The sequence below is a fragment of the Hydrogenophaga electricum genome, assembly GCF_030160815.1.
GTDB classification, from domain to species: domain Bacteria; phylum Pseudomonadota; class Gammaproteobacteria; order Burkholderiales; family Burkholderiaceae_C; genus Hydrogenophaga; species Hydrogenophaga electricum.
This window is the reverse complement of the sequence record NZ_BSPB01000003.1, coordinates 135,351-153,034: the sequence shown is the minus strand read 5'-3', so window position 1 is coordinate 153,034 and position 17,684 is coordinate 135,351. Positions and strand designations below refer to the sequence as shown.

Annotated in this window: 19 protein-coding genes and 1 tRNA gene; 10 read left to right on the top strand and 10 right to left on the bottom strand. The window is 69.2% G+C overall.

Translation table 11 applies throughout. The features are described from left to right. Positions 1–114: 114 nt before the first annotated feature. A tRNA-Lys gene (locus QQK43_RS03370) sits at positions 115–190 on the bottom strand. Positions 191–522: 332 nt separating this feature from the next. Between QQK43_RS03370 and QQK43_RS03365 the strand changes: the two genes are divergently transcribed. Continuing rightward, entirely contained in the window at positions 523–1,158 is a 636-nt protein-coding gene (locus tag QQK43_RS03365; RefSeq protein WP_284306684.1) for a class I SAM-dependent methyltransferase, read from the top strand. Between the two features lie 3 nt (positions 1,159–1,161). Here the strand turns inward: QQK43_RS03365 and QQK43_RS03360 are convergent, their stop codons facing one another. The 3 genes from QQK43_RS03360 to QQK43_RS03350 are packed head-to-tail and all read right to left on the bottom strand — an operon-like array spanning position 1,162 to position 3,651. Then, positions 1,162–2,595 (bottom strand): sensor histidine kinase, encoded by a 1,434-nt coding sequence (locus QQK43_RS03360; protein ID WP_284306683.1) that lies wholly within the window; start codon positions 2,593–2,595, stop codon positions 1,162–1,164. After that, entirely contained in the window at positions 2,592–3,275 is a 684-nt protein-coding gene (locus QQK43_RS03355; RefSeq protein ID WP_284306682.1) for a response regulator, read from the bottom strand. Before QQK43_RS03355 ends, QQK43_RS03360 begins: the two co-directional genes overlap by 4 nt. Positions 3,276–3,285: 10 nt before the next feature. After that, positions 3,286–3,651 carry a PepSY domain-containing protein gene (locus tag QQK43_RS03350; RefSeq protein WP_234263359.1) on the bottom strand — a complete coding sequence of 122 codons (366 nt, stop codon included), beginning with the start codon at positions 3,649–3,651 and terminating at the stop codon, positions 3,286–3,288. A gap of 120 nt (positions 3,652–3,771) precedes the next feature. Between QQK43_RS03350 and QQK43_RS03345 the strand changes: the two genes are divergently transcribed. From QQK43_RS03345 to QQK43_RS03335, 3 genes are read left to right on the top strand one after another with little or no spacing between them, the layout of a single operon-like run. Beyond that, the gene (locus QQK43_RS03345) at positions 3,772–4,185 is read left to right on the top strand and encodes a DUF1924 domain-containing protein (protein ID WP_284306681.1); all 414 of its coding nucleotides are present in this window, start codon (positions 3,772–3,774) and stop codon (positions 4,183–4,185) included. A 28-nt stretch (positions 4,186–4,213) separates the two neighbouring features. Beyond that, complete coding sequence (locus tag QQK43_RS03340; RefSeq protein WP_284306680.1) at positions 4,214–4,729, top strand: diheme cytochrome c; 516 nt, start codon at positions 4,214–4,216, stop codon at positions 4,727–4,729. A gap of 13 nt (positions 4,730–4,742) precedes the next feature. Continuing rightward, complete coding sequence (locus QQK43_RS03335) at positions 4,743–5,477, top strand: cytochrome b/b6 domain-containing protein (RefSeq protein ID WP_284306679.1); 735 nt, start codon at positions 4,743–4,745, stop codon at positions 5,475–5,477. Positions 5,478–5,499: 22 nt separating this feature from the next. Here QQK43_RS03335 and gntR read toward each other — a convergent pair whose 3' ends face one another. Continuing rightward, a complete protein-coding gene (gene gntR, locus QQK43_RS03330) occupies positions 5,500–6,519 on the bottom strand; it encodes an HTH-type transcriptional regulator GntR (protein WP_284306678.1) in 1,020 nt (339 codons plus the stop codon). 159 nt (positions 6,520–6,678) lie between these two features. On the opposite strand from gntR, the gene QQK43_RS03325 reads away from it, so the two are divergent. The 6 genes from QQK43_RS03325 (at position 6,679) to QQK43_RS03300 (ending at position 12,287) form a co-directional block, all read left to right on the top strand. Beyond that, the gene (locus QQK43_RS03325) at positions 6,679–7,200 is read left to right on the top strand and encodes a gluconokinase (RefSeq protein ID WP_284306677.1); all 522 of its coding nucleotides are present in this window, start codon (positions 6,679–6,681) and stop codon (positions 7,198–7,200) included. 3 nt (positions 7,201–7,203) lie between these two features. Beyond that, positions 7,204–7,695 carry a TRAP transporter small permease subunit gene (locus QQK43_RS03320; RefSeq protein WP_284306676.1) on the top strand — a complete coding sequence of 164 codons (492 nt, stop codon included), beginning with the start codon at positions 7,204–7,206 and terminating at the stop codon, positions 7,693–7,695. Between the two features lie 6 nt (positions 7,696–7,701). Further along, complete coding sequence (locus QQK43_RS03315; protein WP_234263351.1) at positions 7,702–8,994, top strand: TRAP transporter large permease; 1,293 nt, start codon at positions 7,702–7,704, stop codon at positions 8,992–8,994. Between the two features lie 41 nt (positions 8,995–9,035). Beyond that, complete coding sequence (locus QQK43_RS03310; RefSeq protein ID WP_234263350.1) at positions 9,036–10,052, top strand: TRAP transporter substrate-binding protein; 1,017 nt, start codon at positions 9,036–9,038, stop codon at positions 10,050–10,052. A 108-nt stretch (positions 10,053–10,160) separates the two neighbouring features. Further along, entirely contained in the window at positions 10,161–10,880 is a 720-nt protein-coding gene (locus QQK43_RS03305; RefSeq protein WP_284306675.1) for a hypothetical protein, read from the top strand. Positions 10,881–10,970: 90 nt separating this feature from the next. Beyond that, the gene (locus QQK43_RS03300) at positions 10,971–12,287 is read left to right on the top strand and encodes an enoyl ACP reductase FabMG family protein (protein ID WP_284306674.1); all 1,317 of its coding nucleotides are present in this window, start codon (positions 10,971–10,973) and stop codon (positions 12,285–12,287) included. A gap of 33 nt (positions 12,288–12,320) precedes the next feature. Here QQK43_RS03300 and QQK43_RS03295 read toward each other — a convergent pair whose 3' ends face one another. The 5 genes from QQK43_RS03295 to edd form a co-directional block, all read right to left on the bottom strand. Continuing rightward, positions 12,321–12,806, bottom strand: a complete 486-nt coding sequence (locus QQK43_RS03295; protein ID WP_284306673.1) for a low molecular weight protein-tyrosine-phosphatase — start codon at positions 12,804–12,806, stop codon at positions 12,321–12,323. A 43-nt stretch (positions 12,807–12,849) separates the two neighbouring features. Next, a complete protein-coding gene (locus QQK43_RS03290) occupies positions 12,850–13,230 on the bottom strand; it encodes a methylglyoxal synthase (protein WP_284306672.1) in 381 nt (126 codons plus the stop codon). Between the two features lie 211 nt (positions 13,231–13,441). Then, positions 13,442–15,040, bottom strand: a complete 1,599-nt coding sequence (gene pgi, locus QQK43_RS03285) for a glucose-6-phosphate isomerase (RefSeq protein ID WP_284306671.1) — start codon at positions 15,038–15,040, stop codon at positions 13,442–13,444. 77 nt (positions 15,041–15,117) lie between these two features. Further along, positions 15,118–15,759 (bottom strand): bifunctional 4-hydroxy-2-oxoglutarate aldolase/2-dehydro-3-deoxy-phosphogluconate aldolase, encoded by a 642-nt coding sequence (eda, locus tag QQK43_RS03280; protein ID WP_234263344.1) that lies wholly within the window; start codon positions 15,757–15,759, stop codon positions 15,118–15,120. Between the two features lie 23 nt (positions 15,760–15,782). Beyond that, positions 15,783–17,618 (bottom strand): phosphogluconate dehydratase, encoded by a 1,836-nt coding sequence (gene edd / locus QQK43_RS03275; RefSeq protein WP_284306670.1) that lies wholly within the window; start codon positions 17,616–17,618, stop codon positions 15,783–15,785. Between the last annotated feature and the right edge of the window lie 66 nt (positions 17,619–17,684).

Below are 17,684 nucleotides of genomic sequence, written 5' to 3'. Positions count from 1 at the left end.
GTGTGTGAAGCGTGTGGGCGGTGGCGCCAGGCTGTCTGTAACGGCCTGTAAACCAAGACCCTCGAGCGCCATAGACGAAAGGCCTGCAGTCCGGAGACTGCAGGCCTTGCATTTTGGTGGGTCCTGTAGGATTCGAACCTACGACCTACGGATTAAGAGTCCGCTGCTCTACCAACTGAGCTAAGAACCCGTCGAGCCTTGAATTATAGCGTGTTTTTCGGGACTTTTGCAGGCCGGTCAAAAAAACACAAAGAGGACGGCTGGCTGGAGCGGGGCACTGTCCCGTTTTTGCACCCGAGTGCCGGGTCAGCCTGTCAAGTCTGGTCGTTGCATCGCCGCCAAATCCGTTGTGTTTAATTGTGTTTAATTAAGTGCCCGTAAGCGTGGTGCCACAATACGCCAGCCTCTGGAGGGGGGGCGGGGGGTTGCCGGCCACATGGCGGCAGCCGTGAACAACATACGCTGACACGGTACGGAATGTCGATTGCTCTGAAGCGCTGGAAACGACTGGCCAAATGCACCTTGGCCGCTTACATGCCCGAATCGGTGGTGGCGCTCCTGCCCTATGAGGTTCAACGCCACAGCGTGACGGACTGGGATGTGGCCTACGGGCAGGGGCACTGGAACTACCTTTACCGATCCAGCGAGCTGGCGCGCTACGGCACGATCGTCAGCTTCAGCCATCGCTTCACCCAGGGGGGGCCGGTGCTGGACCTGGGGTGCGGAGAGGGCATTCTGAAGCTGCACCTCAACCCCGATACCTATGCCCGCTACGACGGGGTCGACCTTTCGAGCGAGGCCATCGGCAAGGCCCAGCAGATGCCGGCCGATGGCAAGAGCCGCTTTGTGGCTGCCGACATCGAGGTCTTTGAGCCGCCCGAACCCAGCGACGTGATCATCTTCAACGAGGTGCTCTACTACCTGGCCGATCCGTTGAAGGCGGTGCAGCGCTACGAGGCCTTTCTCAAGCCCGGCGGTGTGTTCATCGTGTCGATGTTCGACATGCTGAAGTCGCGCAAGATCTGGCGTGAGCTGGATGGTCACTACGCCTTGCTGGAAGCGTCGCGCGCTGTGAATCATGGCGGGCACTCCTGGTCGATCCGGGTGTACCGGCGCCGTGTCGAGCAGGCCGAGCCAGCCGCTTTGCCGGCCGCCTGAGGGTCAGGCGGCTGCAGGCAGCGTCAGGCGCGCCAACAAGCCGCCGCCGGGCGCCGTTTCCAGGGCCAGCCGGCCCCCGTAAAGCTGGGCCAGTTCGTCGACAATGGCCAGGCCCAGGCCGGAGCCGGCCATCGACTCGTCCAGACGGGCACCGCGTGCCAGCACCGCCTGGCGGACGTCGGGTGCAATCCCCGGACCATCGTCCACCACCTCCAGTTGCAAGCCAGGGCCGTTCGTACCCGGCATGGGGGCGTGTTTCTGTGCCTGGATGCGAACGGTGTGCCGGGCCCATTTGCAGGCGTTGTCCAGCAGGTTGCCCAGCATTTCCTGCAGGTCCTGCTCTTCCCCGGCAAAGCTCAGGGTGGGCGGAATACCGGCCATGTCGATGGAAAGGTCCCGGTCGGCATGCACGCGCTGCATCACCCGGACGAGCCCCGCCACGGTGGGCGCCAGCGGGGTGCGCAGGCCGGGCAGGCGCTGGGCGCCGGCTGCGCGGGCGCGTGCGAGGTGCCAGTCGACTTGGCGCCGCACGGTATTGGTCTGCTCCTGCACCAGCCGCGCCAGCGGAGCCGATGCCTCGTTGCCCGGCTGGCCGGCGGCCTGCGACAGCACGGTCAAGGGCGTTTTGAGCGCATGCGCCAGATTGCCGGCCTGGGTGCGGGCCCTGGCCACAATTTCGGCGTTGCGGTCCAGCACGCCGTTGAAGTCGTCGATCAGGGGCTGGATCTCGGCCGCAAAGTTGCCGTGCAGGCGGGTGTCCTGCCCTTCCCGTACGCGTTTGAGTGCGGTCTGCAGGGCGCGCAGCGGGGCCAGGCCCATGCTCACCTGGGCCAGGGCGGCGATGGCCAGCAGGGCCCCGAGCAGGCCGAGCGACGCGGCCAGCACGCTGTTGAAGCGGGCCACGGCCTCGTGTGCCTCCTGGGTTTCTGATGCCACCACGAGCCGCCAGCGGGTGCCTGGCTGCTCGGCCACCGACAGCGAACGCTCCAGCATCAGCACCGGAACGCTGCGGGGACCGTGTCCCTCGTGCACATGCACCACGCCGTCGGCGACCGCGTCGTCCGGCATCTGCAGCGTGGTGTCCCACAAGGATCGCGAACGCAGCACGGCCGGCCGGATGCCATCGGCGGCGGGTGCCAGGCGGTCGATCTGCCAGTACAGCCCGCCGAAGGGCCGCTGCCAGCGGGGGTCGGTCAGCGTCTGCGTATCGATCTGGGGCTGGCCGCTGGCGTCGAATTCCAGCTGGGCGGTGAGTTGATCGAGCTGCCGGCGCAGCGCGTTTTCAAACTGGCTCATCACGTGCTCGCGGAACAGGCTGGCGAGCATCAGGCCGGCGAGCGTGAGCGCCACGGCGAGCGCTGCCAGCGTCGCGGCCAGCAGGCGCCAGCGCAGCGAACTGCGCCAGCGAGGGGTGGGGCGGGGCGGGGCGCCCGTCATGTCATCGACGGCTGGAGAGGGCTGTCGGTGGTCAGGCGGTAGCCCATACCGCGCACGGTTTCGATGCAGTCGGCGGGCAGCTTGCGCCGCAGGCGGGCCACGAAAACTTCGATCGTGTTGGAGTCGCGGTCGTGGTCCTGGGCATAGATGTGTTCGGTCAGCTCGGTGCGCGAGATGACCTGTCCGGGCCGGTGCATCAGGTAGTCCAGCACCCGGTATTCGTGGCCGGTGAGGGTCACCGCCACGCCGTCCACCGTGACGCGGCCGCTGCGTGTGTCCAGGGCCAGCGCGCCGCATTGCAGCACGGGCGAAGCCTGGCCATGGGCGCGGCGGATCAGCGCTCGCACGCGGGCCAGCAGCTCTTCCATGTGAAAGGGTTTGGTGAGGTAGTCGTCGGCACCGGCGTCGATGCCCGCCACCTTCTCGTGCCAGTTGTCGCGTGCGGTAAGGATGAGCACGGGCATGGTGCCGCCTTCGTCGCGCCAGCGGCGCAGCACGGTCAGGCCGTCGAGCACCGGCAGGCCGAGGTCGAGCACCACCGCGTCGTAGGTTTCGGTGTGCCCCAGGTGGTGGGCATCGCGGCCGTTGTCGGCGCTGTCCACGGCATAACCGGCGTCGGTCAGCGCCGCGCCCACCTGGGCACGCAGTGTCGGTTCGTCTTCGACCAGCAACAGGCGCATGGCGGCTCTCTCAGCGGTGGTTGTGGCGGCCGCGGTCTTCGCGCTGCTTGCTGCGCAGGGTCTCGGCGGTGCGGGCGTCGATTTCCAGCTTGAGCAACTGGCCATTGGTCTGCAGCAGCTTGATCTCATACACCCAGCGGCCGTCCTCGCGGTCCAGTTCGACCTCCAGCACCTGACCGGGGTGGTCGCGTTCGAGGCGTTCGAGCACGGTGCGCAGCGGCAGCACCTCGCCCGCGGTCACCGCCTGGCGGGCACGTTCGTGGTCGTCGCGGTCGGCCCAGGCCGGTGGCAGCACCAGGGCCGCCACCGCGATCAGCACCGCCGGCAGCCGGCGCCGCCGGGGCGGGGTGCGGTGGGCAGGGGGTGACGCGGGCATGCGGCCATTGTCGTTGACGGCCCTGAATGGCAGATGAATGCGGGCTTCAGCACGGGTTCAAGCAGGGTTTTCAAGAATGCCTTTCACCGCCCTTCAGGGGCTTTCATCAGGAGTTATGTCATGCCATATCCGACAAGGGCCCGCACCGCCGGGCTGATTCTGGCCGCATCCGCCGCGCTGGGTGCGCCTTGGGCACAGGCGGGTGACACCACCGCCGCCGACCAACTGATTCGCTGGAGTGTGCAGGCAGGTGCGGGGGGCGACCCGGCACGGGGCCAGGTTTTCTTTGACCGCCGGCATGGCGGTGAATGGTCGTGTGCCTCGTGCCACGGTATGCCACCCACCGGCACAGGCCGCCACGCCAGCACGGCCAAGTCCATCGCGCCGCTGGCCCCGGCGTTCAACGCCAAGGCCTTCACCGAAACGGCCAAGGTGGACAAGTGGCTGCGCCGCAATTGCAAGGATGTGCTGTCCCGCGAATGCAGCGCGGCCGAGAAGGCCGATGTGCTGGCCTATCTCTACACCCTGCGCTGATGGCGCCACGCAATCTGGGAGCCCCATCATGGTGACTGACCCGTTTTTCCGCACCGCGCTGCTGACCGCTGCCGGGACCGTGCTGTTGGCGGCATCAGCGCACGCCGACGGCCCACGCGGCTGGCCGCCGGGCATGCCGCCGGCCTATGTGCAGGAGTGCGCGGCCTGCCACACCGCGTATCCGCCTGGCATGTTGCCCGCTGCCTCGTGGCAGCGTGTCATGGCAGGCCTGGACCGGCACTACGGCACCGACGCTGCGCTTGACGAAGCCGCGGTGAAGCAGATCGGTGGCTGGCTGCAGGCCCATGCCGGCAGCCACCGCCGGGTGGCCGAGTCGCCGCCGGAGGACCGCATCACCCGTTCGCGCTGGTTTCTGCGCAAACACGACGAGATCGCGCCCGCCGTGTGGCGCCTGCCCAGCGTGGGCAGTGCGGCGAACTGCGGGGCCTGCCACACGCGCGCCGACCGGGGTGACTACGACGAAGACTTCCTGCGCATGCCCGCCGGCCTGAGTGACGGCCAGCGCCGTGCGTGGCGCGACTGAAAGGCGAATGGCGATGCACACCCCTTCATCCGACACCTTGGCCGGCGCGCCGGCATCGACCGCAGCGCCGCGTGCTGCCGCACCCACCCGCCGCGTGACCGATGCGCCCACGCGCCTGTTCCATGCCCTGTTCGCACTGTGTTTTCTGGGCGCCTACCTCACGGCCGACAGCGAGCACTGGCGACGGGTGCACGTGACGCTGGGCTACGCCCTGGCAGGCTTGCTGGTGTTCCGCGTGCTGTACGGCACGATCGGCCCCCGCCATGCGCGCCTGGGCCTGCTCTGGCGCCGGCTGGCTGGCGCGCCCGCCTGGGGGCGCTCGCTGATGGCGGCGTGGCACCAGCGCTCGTTCGCCACGGGTGCGATGCGGCAGGGCCAGAACCTGCTGATGGCCCTGGCCATGGGGGCCTTGCTGCTGCTGGCCCTGCCGGTCGCGCTCAGCGGCTACGCCACCTACAACGACTGGGGCGGACACTGGCTGGAAGAGCTGCACGAATTTTTGGCTGAGGCCATGCTGATGGCGGTGTTTGCGCACCTGGCGTTGCTGGCCGGACTGAGCCTGCTGCGTGGCAGCAACCTGGCGCGGCCCATGCTCAACGGCCGCGTCGAAGGCCGGGGGCCGGACCTCGTGCCGAACGACCGGCGCTGGCTGGCCGCCTGGCTGTTGCTCGCCGTGCTGGGCTACTTCGCGTGGGAGGGCTGGCACGCGCCCGTCGGGCAGGCGCTGTCGGGTTGGTTGCTGCCCTGACCGATCGCCCCGGGCGCCGCCCTCAGGTGCTTTCGCGCACCGTGAGTTCGAAACCCAGGTCCAGCGCCGTGGTGGCGGGCGTTTCACCGCGCATCAGGCTCAGCAGCATGCGGGCCGCGGCTTCGCCCATGGCGCGCCGCGGCGTGCGCACCGTGGTCAGGGGCGGCAGCATCTGGTCGCTGCCCGACAGGTCGTTGAAACCGGCCACCGCCACGCGCCCCGGCACCGCCACGCCCTGGCGCAGGGCGGTGAGCAAGCCACCCTGCGCCAGGTCGTCGTTGCAGAAAAAGATGGCGTCGCAGTCCGGGTGTTGCTGCAGCAGCTCGGCGAACAGCTCACCGCCCAGCCGCATCGACGAGGGCTCCGGACTCAGGCGCTCCAGCCGCGGGTCGTACAAGCCCGCCTGCCGCAGGGTGCGGCGGTAGCCCTCGGCGCGCTGCATGGTGCGCGGGTCGAGCTGCGCGGCCACGAAGGCGATGCGCCGCCGGCCGCGTTCGAGCAGATGGCGGGTGATGGCTTCGCCAGCGTCTTGCTGCGAGAAACCGGCGCAGTACACGCCCGGCGCGCGCGCCAGCTCCATCAGGTGCACGCAGGGCACGTGGCCGATGAGGCGGCGCGCGGCCTCGGTGCGGTCGAAACCAGTGAGCAGCAGGCCGGCGGGCCGGTGGGCCAGGTAGGTGCGCAGCAGTTGCTCTTCTTCGTCGGGGCGGTAGTGGGTGACCCCGATCAGCGTCTGGTAGCCGTGGGGCCAGAGCGTGGACTGCACCGCTTCCAGCACGTCGACAAACAGGGCGTTGGACAGCAGCGGCACCAGGATCGCAACCTGATGGCTGCGCTGCGACGCCAGGGCGCGCGCCGCCGGGTCGGGCACGTAACCCAGTGACTCGGCGGCCTGGCGCACGCGGTCGGCCAGCTCGGCCGCCACGCCGCGCTCGCCACGCAGCGCGCGCGAGGCGGTGATCGGGCTCACGCCGGCTTCGCGGGCCACGTCGGCCAGGGTGGTCCGGCCGCTGTGACGGCGGCGGCGTTCGGTGTTGCTCAAGGGTTTTCCCGTATGACTGGGTGAAAGACTGTCGGTAGGATAGCGCTACCAGTTTCATCGCACAAGCTGGGCCGCCGGTTGTATCCCTTGAAGGAACAAAAAAGTGGGCCCGCAACGATGGGGCATTTTTTTTGATGTTGTTTGGATAGCGCTACCAATATGTCGATATCACCCAATCCTGTGCACCTCGTGGTCATGGGTGTGGCCGGTTGTGGCAAGTCCAGCCTGGGGCAACGGCTGTCTGCCGGGCTGGCGCTGCCCCTGATCGAGGGCGACGATTTCCATGCGCCCGAGAGCGTGGCCAAGATGCGGGCCGGCCAGGCGCTGACCGATGCCGACCGCGAGGGCTGGCTGGACCGGCTGGCCGCGCAGTTCGCGGCCCATCCGCGCGGCATGGTGCTGACCTGTTCGGCGTTGAGACAGCGCTACCGTGATCGCTTGCGCCAGGCGGTGCCGGATCTGCGGTTCGCCTTTCTGGCCCTGACGCCCGAGCAGTCCCGAGAGCGTGTGGCCGCGCGCACCGCACACCTGTTTCCGGTCAGCCTGGTGGACAGCCAGTTCCAGACCCTGGAAGACCCGAGCGGCGAGCCCGGCGTGCTGCGCGTGGATGCGACGCAGCCGCTGGACGCGCTGACCCTGACCGTGACCCGCTGGCTGGCCGGCGAGCGGGTGGAGGCCTGAACCATGGACCAACCTGTTTCCCGATTCCAGTCCCTGGCCAGCCATGCCATGGCCGCCTGCCTGGCGGTCATGGCGCTGGCCGTGTTCCTCAATGTCGTGCTGCGTTATGGCTTCGGCAGTGGTGTGGCCGCCAGCGAGGAGCTGTCGCGCCTGCTGTTCGTGTGGATGGTGTTCATCGGTGCCACGGCGGCCTACGCCCGGGGCGAGCACATGGCCTTCACCGCCTTGCTGCGGCCGCTCCGCCATCGGGCTTTCATGCCGGTGCTGGCGCGGCTGATCCACGCGCTGGTGCTGCTGGCCTGCGGGTTCGTGGCCTGGGGGGCCTGGCAGCAGGTGGTGGTGGGGCTGGACAGCCACAGCGTGATCCTGAAGTACCCGACCGCGCTGCTGCCGTTGCCGGCGCTGCTGAGCACCGCGGCCATCGGGGTAATGGCGTTGGGGAACCTGTTGCGTGGGCGTCTGCCCGATTTCGGCCACGAAGCCGAGGTGGAGTGAACGGCCATGACACTGGAAGCACAAGCCTTCATCGTCTTCTGCCTGGGCATGGTGGTGTTCATGGGTATCGGTGTGCCCATGGCCTTTGCCCTGGTGCTCACCGGGGCCGGCATGGCCTGGGTGCTCGGGTTCTGGGACACCCAACTGCTGGCGCAGAACCTGGTGGCCGGGGTCGACAGCTTTCCGCTGCTGGCCGTGCCCTTCTTCATCCTGGCCGGTGAGCTGATGAACGCGGGCGGCATCAGCCGCCGCATCATCGAGATGGCGCGCGCCTGGGTCGGCCACATCCAGGGTGGCCTGGGATTCGTGACCATCGGTGCGGCCATGCTGATGGCCAGCATGAGCGGTTCGGCCCTGGCCGACACGGCGGCGCTGGCCACCATCCTGCTGCCCATGATGAAGTCGCACGGCTATCCCATGGGCCGCTCGGCGGGCCTGATGGCCGCCGGCGGCATCATCGCGCCCATCATCCCGCCGTCGATGCCGCTGGTGATTTACGGGGTGACCACCAACACCTCGATCTCGCAGCTGTTTCTGGCCGGCATCGTGCCGGGCGTCATCATGGGCCTGGGCCTGGTGATCGCCTGGAAGGTCGAGTGCCGGCGCCTGACGGTGCGGCAGGACCCGCCCATGCCACTGGCCGGTCGCCTGCGGGCCACGGCCAAGGCCTTCTGGGCCCTGCTGATGCCGGTCATCATCATCGGGGGCATGAAGACGGGGGTGTTCACGCCCACCGAAGCGGCCGTGGTGGCCGCCTTCTACGCGCTGGTGATCGCGACCCTGGTGCACCGCGAAATGACGCTGGTGCAACTGCACGGCGTGCTGTCGCGGGCCGCCAAGACCACCGCCATCGTGATGTTCCTGTGCGCCGGCGCGCAGGTGGCTAGCTACATGGTCACGCTGGCCGACCTGCCCACGGTGCTGACCGGCTGGCTGGGCGACCTGACCGAAAGCCCCAAGCTACTCATGCTGGTGATGATGCTGTTGCTGGTGGTGGTCGGCACCGCGCTGGACCTCACGCCCACCATCCTGATCTTTGCGCCGGTCATGCTGCCCATCGCCGTCAAGGCGGGCATCGACCCGGTCTATTTCGGCCTGATGTTCGTGCTCAACGGCACCATCGGCCTGATCACACCGCCCGTGGGCACGGTGCTCAACGTGGTGGCCGGCGTCGGCCGCCTGCGCCTCGACGAGGTGATCCGCGGGGTCAACCCGTTCCTGGTCGTGTATCTGGCCATCCTGCTGGTTTTCGTCGCCTTTCCGCAGATCGTCATCGCGCCCGTCGCGTGGCTGCGCTGAGGCTTTTCCTCCGCTCCCCATCCTCTTCTGGAGACATTCGCATGAAAGTGATCCGTCGCACCGTACTGGCCGCCGCTGCCGTGGCCGCCCTGGCCGCGCCCTTTGCCGCGCTGGCGCAGGACATCAAGCCCCGCCTGATCCGCTTCGGCTACGGCCTGAACGAGCAGTCCAACCAGGGCCGCGCCGTCAAGCTGTTCGCCGAAGAGGTGGAAAAGGCCTCCGGCGGCAAGATGCGCGTGCGCGCCGTGGGTGCGGCCGCGCTGGGACCGGACACGCAGATGCAGCAGGCGCTCATCGGTGGCGCGCAGGAAATGATGGTCGGCTCCACCGCCACCCTGGTGGGCATCACCAAGGAAATGGCGATCTGGGACACCCCCTTCCTGTTCAACAACGCCAAGGAAGCGGACGCCGTGCTCGACGGCCCTGTGGGCCAGAAGGTGATGGACAAGCTGCAGGAAAAGGGGCTGGTGGGCCTGGTGTACTGGGAAAACGGCTTCCGCAATCTCACCAACAACAAGCGCCCGGTGGCCAAGCTGGAAGACCTGGACGGCATCAAGCTGCGCGTGATGCAGAACGACGTGTTCCTCAACAGCTTCAAGACCCTGGGCGCCAATGCCGTGCCGCTGCCGTTCTCCGAGCTGTTCACCGCGCTGGAGACCAAGACCGTCGACGGCCAGGAGAACCCCTACAACACCATCGTGTCGTCCAAGTTCTACGAGGTGCAGAAGTACCTGACCGTGACCAACCACGTCTACAGCCCCTGGATCGTGACCGTGAGCAAGAAGTGGTGGGATGGCCTGAGCGCTGCCGAGAAGAAGGTGCTGCAGGATGCGGCCGTCAAGAGCCGCGACTTCGAGCGCCAGGACACGCGCGCCGAAGGGGCCAAGGCGCTGGCCGACCTGAAGGGCAAGGGCATGCAGGTCAACGAGCTGCCGCCCGCCGAAGCCGCCCGCATGCGCGACAAGCTCACCGCGGTGAACGCCGGCATTGCCGCCCAGGTGGGTGAAGGCCTGTGGAAAGAGGTGCAGGCCGCCGTGGCGCAGGCCCGCGGCCACTGACTTGGCGGGCTCGACCGCACGCCCGCACCGCCCAGCCGGCCCTCCGGGGCCGGCTTTTTCGGGGATGGCGGGGGCGCGGCGGCGGCAGGGGCTCGCTACCATCGCGGCATGGATCGATACACGCAAGAATGGCAGCGCCTGTACGCCGTGCCCGGCGGCGCGGCCGATGGGGCCGACCTGGTGGGTGCGCAAGGGCAGGTGCGAGCCCTGGTGCTCGAACTCGCGCGGCCGGCCGACTGGTCGCTGATCGGCGCGCTGTGGCGCGGGGTGCAGGCCGATCTGGACTGGCCCGCTCCGGCCATCGCGGTCAACGGGCGCGACGGCTACCAGCTCTGGTTCTCGCTCGCACAACCGGTGGCGCCGGCCCAGGGCCGGGCCCTGTTGCACGCGCTGGTGCAGCGCTACCTGCCCGAAGTGCCCCCGGGTCGCCTGGGCCTGTGGCCGCAAGGAGCGGCCCCGGCGGTCGAGCACGCGCCGCCCGTGCCCCGCGCCATGCCCGATGGCGAGCGCTGGTCGGCCTTTGTGGCGCCCGATCTGGCGGCTGTGTTCGGGGACGAGGCGGCACTCGACCTGCCGCCCGGTGCTGACGCCCAGGCCGACGTGCTGGCCCGGCTGGCGCCGCTGCAGCCCGGGCAATGGGCGCCGCTGCTGTCGATGGCGGCCGAAGCTCCGCGGGCGGCACCGGTTGCAGACGCTACGGACGGCCCGGCTGCCCTGGGTGAACACACCGGGCCGAGGCCGTTTCTGCTGGCCGTGATGAACGATGCCTCGGTGCCGATGGCTCTGCGCATCGAGGCCGCCAAGGCCTTGCTGGCGGCCGGCGGCTGAGCGTGGCCGGCCCGGCTCCGTTAGAGTACGCGGTTTGGCGCAGTGCGCCAGCCCCTGTCGGACACCGATAACAACAGCGAGTTAGACACCGTGAACGGTCCTATTCCCCTCACCCAACTCCCACAGCCCCACCAGTTCCGCGCCGGCGATGTGTTCGTGCTGTTCGGCGAACTGTTCGGCCGCGGTTACGCCAACGGCTTGGTGGCCGAGGCCCGCCAGGCCGGCATGACCATCATCGGCGTGACCGTTGGTCGCCGCGAGGCCGACGGCAGCCTGCGCCCGCTGACCGGTGAAGAGCTGGCTGCGGCAGAAGCCAACCTGGGTGGCCGCATCATCAACGTGCCGCTGATGGCCGGTTTCGACATGGATGCGCCGGCCGGCACCCCCACGCCGACCGAGTTGCTGGGCGCGCTGTCGATCAAGACCTGGACCGAAGACAAGCTGGACTGGGACCACATTGCGCGCTGCCGCGAGGTCGGTGTGAACCGCTTCAAGGCCTCGGTGGCGCAGGTGATGGCCACGCTCGACGGCCTGATTCCCGACGGCGCCAAGGTGTTTTTTGCCCACACCATGGCCGGCGGCATTCCCAAGGCCAAGGTGTTTCTGGCCATCGCCAACCGCGTCTACAAGGGCCGTGGCGACCGCCACCAGTCGTCCCAGGAACTGCTCGACAGCGACCTGGGCAAGCTGATCCTGCAGAACTTTGACGAAGTGTCGGCCAACACTTTCGGCCATCTCATCGACGGCAGCGCGGCGATCCGCGAGCGCATGGAGCGCACCGGCGGGCAGGTGTGTTATTCGGCCTACGGCTACCACGGCACGCGCGTGCTCATCGGCGACGAATACCGCTGGCAGACCTACAGCAACTACACCCAGGGCTACGCCAAGATGCGCCTGGAGCGCATCGCGCAGGACGCCTGGGCGCGCGGCATCCGCGCCACCGTTTACAACTGCCCGGAGATCCGCACCAATTCGTCGGACATCTTCGTGGGCGTGGAGCTGCCGCTGTTTTCGCTGCTGCGCGCGCTGCGCCGGGAAGCCCCGGGCGCCTGGACCGAGTCGCAGTGGGACGCCTGCCGCGAACTGCTGACCGACCCGGCCAGCATTGAGACGGTGATGCAGACCATTGCCGACTTCTACGCCAGCGACGTGATGCAGGCTTACGGCAACTTCGCCGCCTGGCCCATGCCCAACAGCCAGGGCCTGGCCGACCTGATGATCGGCGCGTCCGACACCATCACCGGCCTGCACAAGGACCGCTGCGCGCTCATCACCGACCTGCTGAGCACCCGTGTGATCGAGGCCACCGGCCCGCTGATGTTCAACGCCTCGGCTGCACCGTCGGGCCCGGTGCTCTGGCTCGATCACGACATCATCGCGCAGCAACTGCGCGTGCTCAACGGCTGAACACGGCCACCGCGCGGCGGCCGCGCCGCGCTTTCAGAGCCCGTGCTCGCGGCGCAGCGCGTCCAGCAGGCCGGTGCAGCTGTCTTCGATGAGGTCGAGCACCCGCTCGAAACCCGCCGCACCGCCGTAGTACGGGTCGGGCACCTCGCGCGCTTTCAGCGTCCGCGCGTGCGAAGCCAGCAAACGCAGCTTGTGGGCGTGTTCGGGCGGGCACACGTGCAGTGCGTCGCGCAGATTGGCCTCGTCCATCACCAGCACGTGGTCGGCGGCGACGCAGTCGTCGGCACCCAGGTGGCTGCCGCGCAGGTCCGACAGGTCGTAGCCCCGGCGCGCCGCATGCTGCTGGCTGCGTTCATCGGGTTCGGCGCCGACGTGGTAGCCGTGTGTGCCGGCCGACACCACCGCGATACGACCGGTCAGACCCGCCGCCTGCACCTGCTGGCGGAACACCCCGTGGGCCGTCGGGCTGCGGCAGATGTTGCCCATACAGACGAAGAGGACGCGGATGGGACGGCTCATGGCGGCTGGCTCCGGGGCAAGTGGTCAGGGCGGTTCCGCTGCTTCAGGCGCGGCTGCCGGTGGCCGCCAGGTGCTGCAACAGGATCCGCGCGGACGCCACGTTGGTGGCGCACGGCACGTTGTGCACGTCGCAGGCTCGCACCAGGGCGTTGATGTCCGGCTCGTGCGGCTGGGCGGTCATGGGGTCGCGCAGGAAGATGACCAGATTCACCTCGCCCATCGCCAGGCGGGCGCCGATCTGCAGGTCACCGCCCAGGGGGCCGCTGAGCAGGCACTCGACCGGCAACCCGGCTTCGGCCTGCAACCGGCGGCCGGTGGTGCCGGTGCCCACCAGGGTGTGCTGCCGCAGCAGCGGGGCGAACGCGGTGGCCAGGGCCACCATGTCGTCTTTCTTGTGGTCGTGGGCGATGAGGGCGATCTTCATGGCGTCAGTCCGGGTGGGGTGCGGTGCCGGGCGTGGTGCGCACCACTTCCCCTCTTCTGGATGCCCGCGTGCGCGGGCATGACGGGTGTGTGGCGCCCGCTACCCACGCGGTGGCGCGTGGGGGCCGACGACCGCAGCGAAGGGCCGCTCCCGAGCCAGGTCAGCCCCCTCGGGGGGCAGCAACCCGCGCAGCGGTGGCGCGTGGGGGCCACTACCCGTTTTCCATGGCTTTGGCCATGGTCTTGCCCAGCTCCACGCCCCACTGGTCGTAGGCGTTGATGCCCCAGATGGCGGCCTGCACGAACACCTTGTGTTCGTACAGCGCGATCAGCGCGCCCAGGCGGTGTGGGGTCAGGGCATCGAGCCAGATCACGCTGTTGGGCACGTTGCCGGGGAAGCTGCGCTGGCTCACGAACTCGGCGGCCTGTTCGGGGTCTCGGCCTTCGGCGATCAGGGCCTGCAGCGTGGCGGCTTCGTCGCGGCCCACGGCCAGTGCCTGCGACTGCGCGCGCAGGTTGAGGTTGACCACGCGGTGGTGTTCGGCGGCCAGCGGCAGCGGGGTGTCTTCGGTGTCGACGCCGATGAACTCCACCGGCACGCGGTGCGTGCCCTGGTGCAGCAACTGGAAGTAGGCGTGTTGTCCGTCGATGCCCAGTCCACCCCAGAGGATGGGGCCGGTTCCGCTGTCACAGGGCTGGCCGTCCTTGCGCACGCGCTTGCCGTTGCTTTCCATGTCCATCTGCTGCACGAAGGGCGCAAAACGGACCAGGCGGCTGGGGTAACACGCGAGCAGCTGCGTCGGGCAGTTCAGGAAGTTGCGGTTCCACACGCCGCTCATTGCCAGGATGACGGGCAGGTTCTGCGCCAGCGGGGCGGAGCGGAAGTGCGCGTCCATGGCCTGGCCACCGGCCAGGAATTCGCGGAAGGCGGTGGATCCGATGGCCAGCGCCAGCGGCAGCCCCAGCGCGGACCAGACGGAATAGCGGCCGCCGACCCAGTCCCAGAAGGTGAAGGTGTGCGCTTCGGGATAACCGGCGGCGGCCGATTTCCGGGGCGCGGCGGTGATGGCCACCAGGTGCGCGCTTTGCGCCGTGCCGGTGATGCCACCGTCGTCCAGCCAGCGCCGCGCGGTGGTGGCGTTGGTCATGGTTTCCTGGGTGGTGAAGGTCTTGCTCGCGACGATCAGCAGCGTGGTGGTCGGGTTCAGGCCGCGCAGCGTGTGGTAGACCGCCCAGGCATCGGGGTTGCTGACGAAGTGCACCCGCAGCCCGGTCTGGCTGTCGCTGCACAGCGGTGCCAGCGCGTCGGCCGCCATGCGCGGGCCGAGGTCGGAGCCGCCGATGCCGATGTTCACCACGTCGGTGAAGGCGGCGCCGGTGCTGCTTTTCAGGTCGCCGGCGCGCACGCGGTCGGCGAATTCGCACACGCGGTTCAGTTCGCTTTGCACCAGGCCCTGGATCACGGTGCCCCAGGGGGCGGCATTGCCCTTGGCGCAGGGCGTGCCGCGCAGGGCCACGTGCAGCACCGCGCGCTGCTCGCTGGTGTTGATGGCCTGGCCGGCAAACATGGCGTCGCGCTGGCTTTCCACGCCGGCTTCGCGGGCGAGGGTGGTCAGGGCGGACCAGATGGCCTCGTCAAAGGCCTGGCGCGTGAAGTCGATGCGGATGCCGGTGCCTTCGGCGGCGGCCTGCAGCGCCGCGCGGCCGGGCTGGGCAAGGCGCTCGCGCAGGTGCGGCTGCGGGGCCGCGGCCAGTTGGGCGAGTTGCTGCCACGCGGGCAGGGTGGTCGGGGACGGGACGGGCGCGTTCATGGGCGGAATCGGTAGTCCGGCAAGTGTCGCACGCGGCGGGGGCCGCGCCGCAAGGGCGAAGGTGGTGAGGCGGGTGCTCAGGCCAGCGTCGCGGCGATGTCGGTGGCTTCGCGGGCCAGGCGCGTGATGCGTTTCCAGTCGCCTGCGGCCAGCGCGTCGGCGGGTGTGAGCCAGGAGCCGCCGGCCATGGCCACGTTGGGCAGTGCCAGGAAGTCTTTCAGGTTGTCGGGGCTGACACCGCCGGTGGGGCAGAACATCACGTCGGGAAGGGGCGCACCCAGGGCCTTGAGCATGCCCAGGCCGCCGGCCTGCTGCGCCGGGAACAGCTTCATCAGCGAGAAGCCCTGTTCGCGCCGGTGCATGACTTCGCCGGGCGTCATCACGCCGGGAATGAAGGGCAGCCGGGCCGCTTCGACGGCGGCCACCAGCGCGTCCGTGGCGCCGGGCGAGAGCGCGAAGGTGGCGCCGGCGTCGATCACCTGCTGCACCTCGGCCACGCGGGTGACGGTGCCGGCGCCGGTGTGCATGTCGGGTACGGCCTTGGCCACGGCTTCGATGGCTTTCAGCGCAGCGCCGGAGCGCAGGGTGATCTCGACCACGTCGATGCCCCCTTCGAGCAGCGCGTGCGCCAGCGGCACGGCATGGGCCGGGTCCTGGAGCACGATGACGGGCACGACGCGGGAGGTGAACGCGGGGCGGGTGAAGCAGGTGGTGGTCATGGGGCGGGGTTCCTGAAAAGAGATCAGCCGAACAGCGGCGAGCCGCCCGATTCGGCTTCGCCCGCATGGGCGCGGAACAGACCGAACAGCTCGCGGCCGGTGCCGTGGGCGTTGTGCGACAGGTCGGGGTGGGTGACGCTGCGGGCCGCGAGCGTGGCGGCGTCCACCTCAAGTTCGAGCAGACCGCGCTCGCAGTCGAGCGTGATCAGGTCGCCGTTCTGCACCTTGCCGATGGGGCCGTCGCACAGGGCTTCGGGGCTGAGGTGGATGGCGGCGGGCACCTTGCCCGAGGCGCCAGACATGCGGCCGTCGGTGACCAGCGCCACTTTGAATCCCTTGTCCTGCAGCACGGCCAGCGGCGGCGTGAGCTTGTGCAGCTCGGGCATGCCGTTGGCGCGCGGGCCCTGGTAGCGCACCACGGCGACGAAGTCCTTCTCCAGTTGGCCGGCCTTGAACAGATCCTGCAGTTCCTGCTGGTCGTGCACCACCACGGCCGGGGCGCGCACCACACGGTGTTCGGGCGCCACGGCCGAGACCTTGACCACGCTGCGGCCCAGGTTGCCTTGCAGCAGGCGCAGGCCACCGTCGGCGCTGAACGGGTCGGCCACCGGGCGCAGCACGGCGGTGTCGCCACTGGTGGCGGGCACATCGCGCCAGGCGAGCTGGCTCTGGCTGTCGATCGTCGGCAGCCAGGGCTCCTGCGTGTAGGCGGTCAGGCCCGGGCCCATGACCGTGGTCACGTCGGCGTGCAGCAGGCCGTAGGCCAGCAGCTCGCGCATCAGGAAGCCCATGCCACCGGCGGCGTGAAAGTGGTTCACGTCGGCCTTGCCGTTGGGGTAGACACGCGCCAGCAGCGGCACCACGGCCGAGAGTTCGGCGAAATCGTTCCAGTCGATCACGATACCGGCCGCACGCGCCATCGCCACCAGGTGCAGCGTGTGGTTGGTGGAGCCGCCCGTGGCCAGCAGGCCGACGATGCCGTTGACGAGGGTTTTTTCGGTCACGATGTCGGCCAGCCGGATGCGCGGCTGGCCGGTCTTGCCGGTGTTGGCCACGGCGCGCTCCAGCGCGGCCCGGGTCAGCGCTTCGCGCAGCGGCGTGCCGGGGTTGACGAAGGACGAGCCTGGCAGGTGCAGGCCCATGATCTCCATCAGCATCTGGTTGCTGTTGGCGGTGCCGTAGAAGGTGCAGGTGCCGGGCGCGTGGTAGGCCTGGGCCTCGCTCTCCAGCAGAGCGTCGCGGCCCACCAGGCCCTGCGCGAACTGCTGGCGCACCTTGGCCTTGGCGTCGTTCGACAGGCCGCTGACCATGGGGCCGGCAGGCACGAACACGGTGGACAGGTGGCCGAACTGCAGCGCGCCCATGAACAGGCCGGGCACGATCTTGTCGCACACGCCGAGCATGAGCGCGGCGTCGAACACGTTGTGCGACAGGCCCACGGCGGTGGCCATGGCGATCACGTCGCGCGAGAACAGCGACAGTTCCATGCCCGCTTCGCCCTGGGTGATGCCGTCGCACATGGCGGGCACGCCGCCAGCCACCTGCGCGGTGGCGCCGACGGTGCGCGCGTGGGCGCGCAGCTGTTCGGGGTAGTGCTCGAACGGCTGGTGCGCCGAGAGCATGTCGTTGTAGGCGGTGACGATGCCGATGTGCGGTGCGCGCTCGGCGTGGATCACCAGCTTGTCGGCCGCAGGCAGCGCGGCCGTGGTGTGGGCCATGTTGGCGCAGCCCAGGCCGGCGCGTTGCGTGCCTTGATGGGCCTGCGCGTCCATGGTCTGCAGGTAGCGGCTGCGCGGGCCGGCGCTGCGCTCGGTGATGCGCCGGGTGACGTGTTCGAGGATGGGGTGGAGGAACGGCATCGGGGGGCTTTCAGGGGTGGGGCGCCAGGGCAGCGGGGCTTGTGGACGCGGGTGCTCGTGGGCGGG

Bases quoted from the DNA above. Each gene is read 5' to 3' on its own strand.
- QQK43_RS03360 (WP_284306683.1), bottom strand. From the start codon at position 2,595: ATGACGGGCGCCCCGCCCCGCCCCACCCCTCGCTGGCGCAGTTCGCTG.
- QQK43_RS03355 (WP_284306682.1), bottom strand. From the start codon at position 3,275: ATGCGCCTGTTGCTGGTCGAAGACGAACCGACACTGCGTGCCCAGGTG.
- QQK43_RS03350 (WP_234263359.1), bottom strand. From the start codon at position 3,651: ATGCCCGCGTCACCCCCTGCCCACCGCACCCCGCCCCGGCGGCGCCGG.
- QQK43_RS03345 (WP_284306681.1), top strand. From the start codon at position 3,772: ATGCCATATCCGACAAGGGCCCGCACCGCCGGGCTGATTCTGGCCGCA.
- QQK43_RS03340 (WP_284306680.1), top strand. From the start codon at position 4,214: ATGGTGACTGACCCGTTTTTCCGCACCGCGCTGCTGACCGCTGCCGGG.
- QQK43_RS03335 (WP_284306679.1), top strand. From the start codon at position 4,743: ATGCACACCCCTTCATCCGACACCTTGGCCGGCGCGCCGGCATCGACC.
- QQK43_RS03325 (WP_284306677.1), top strand. From the start codon at position 6,679: ATGTCGATATCACCCAATCCTGTGCACCTCGTGGTCATGGGTGTGGCC.
- QQK43_RS03320 (WP_284306676.1), top strand. From the start codon at position 7,204: ATGGACCAACCTGTTTCCCGATTCCAGTCCCTGGCCAGCCATGCCATG.
- QQK43_RS03315 (WP_234263351.1), top strand. From the start codon at position 7,702: ATGACACTGGAAGCACAAGCCTTCATCGTCTTCTGCCTGGGCATGGTG.
- QQK43_RS03310 (WP_234263350.1), top strand. From the start codon at position 9,036: ATGAAAGTGATCCGTCGCACCGTACTGGCCGCCGCTGCCGTGGCCGCC.
- QQK43_RS03305 (WP_284306675.1), top strand. From the start codon at position 10,161: ATGGATCGATACACGCAAGAATGGCAGCGCCTGTACGCCGTGCCCGGC.
- QQK43_RS03295 (WP_284306673.1), bottom strand. From the start codon at position 12,806: ATGAGCCGTCCCATCCGCGTCCTCTTCGTCTGTATGGGCAACATCTGC.
- QQK43_RS03290 (WP_284306672.1), bottom strand. From the start codon at position 13,230: ATGAAGATCGCCCTCATCGCCCACGACCACAAGAAAGACGACATGGTG.
- pgi (WP_284306671.1), bottom strand. From the start codon at position 15,040: ATGAACGCGCCCGTCCCGTCCCCGACCACCCTGCCCGCGTGGCAGCAA.
- eda (WP_234263344.1), bottom strand. From the start codon at position 15,759: ATGACCACCACCTGCTTCACCCGCCCCGCGTTCACCTCCCGCGTCGTG.
- edd (WP_284306670.1), bottom strand. From the start codon at position 17,618: ATGCCGTTCCTCCACCCCATCCTCGAACACGTCACCCGGCGCATCACC.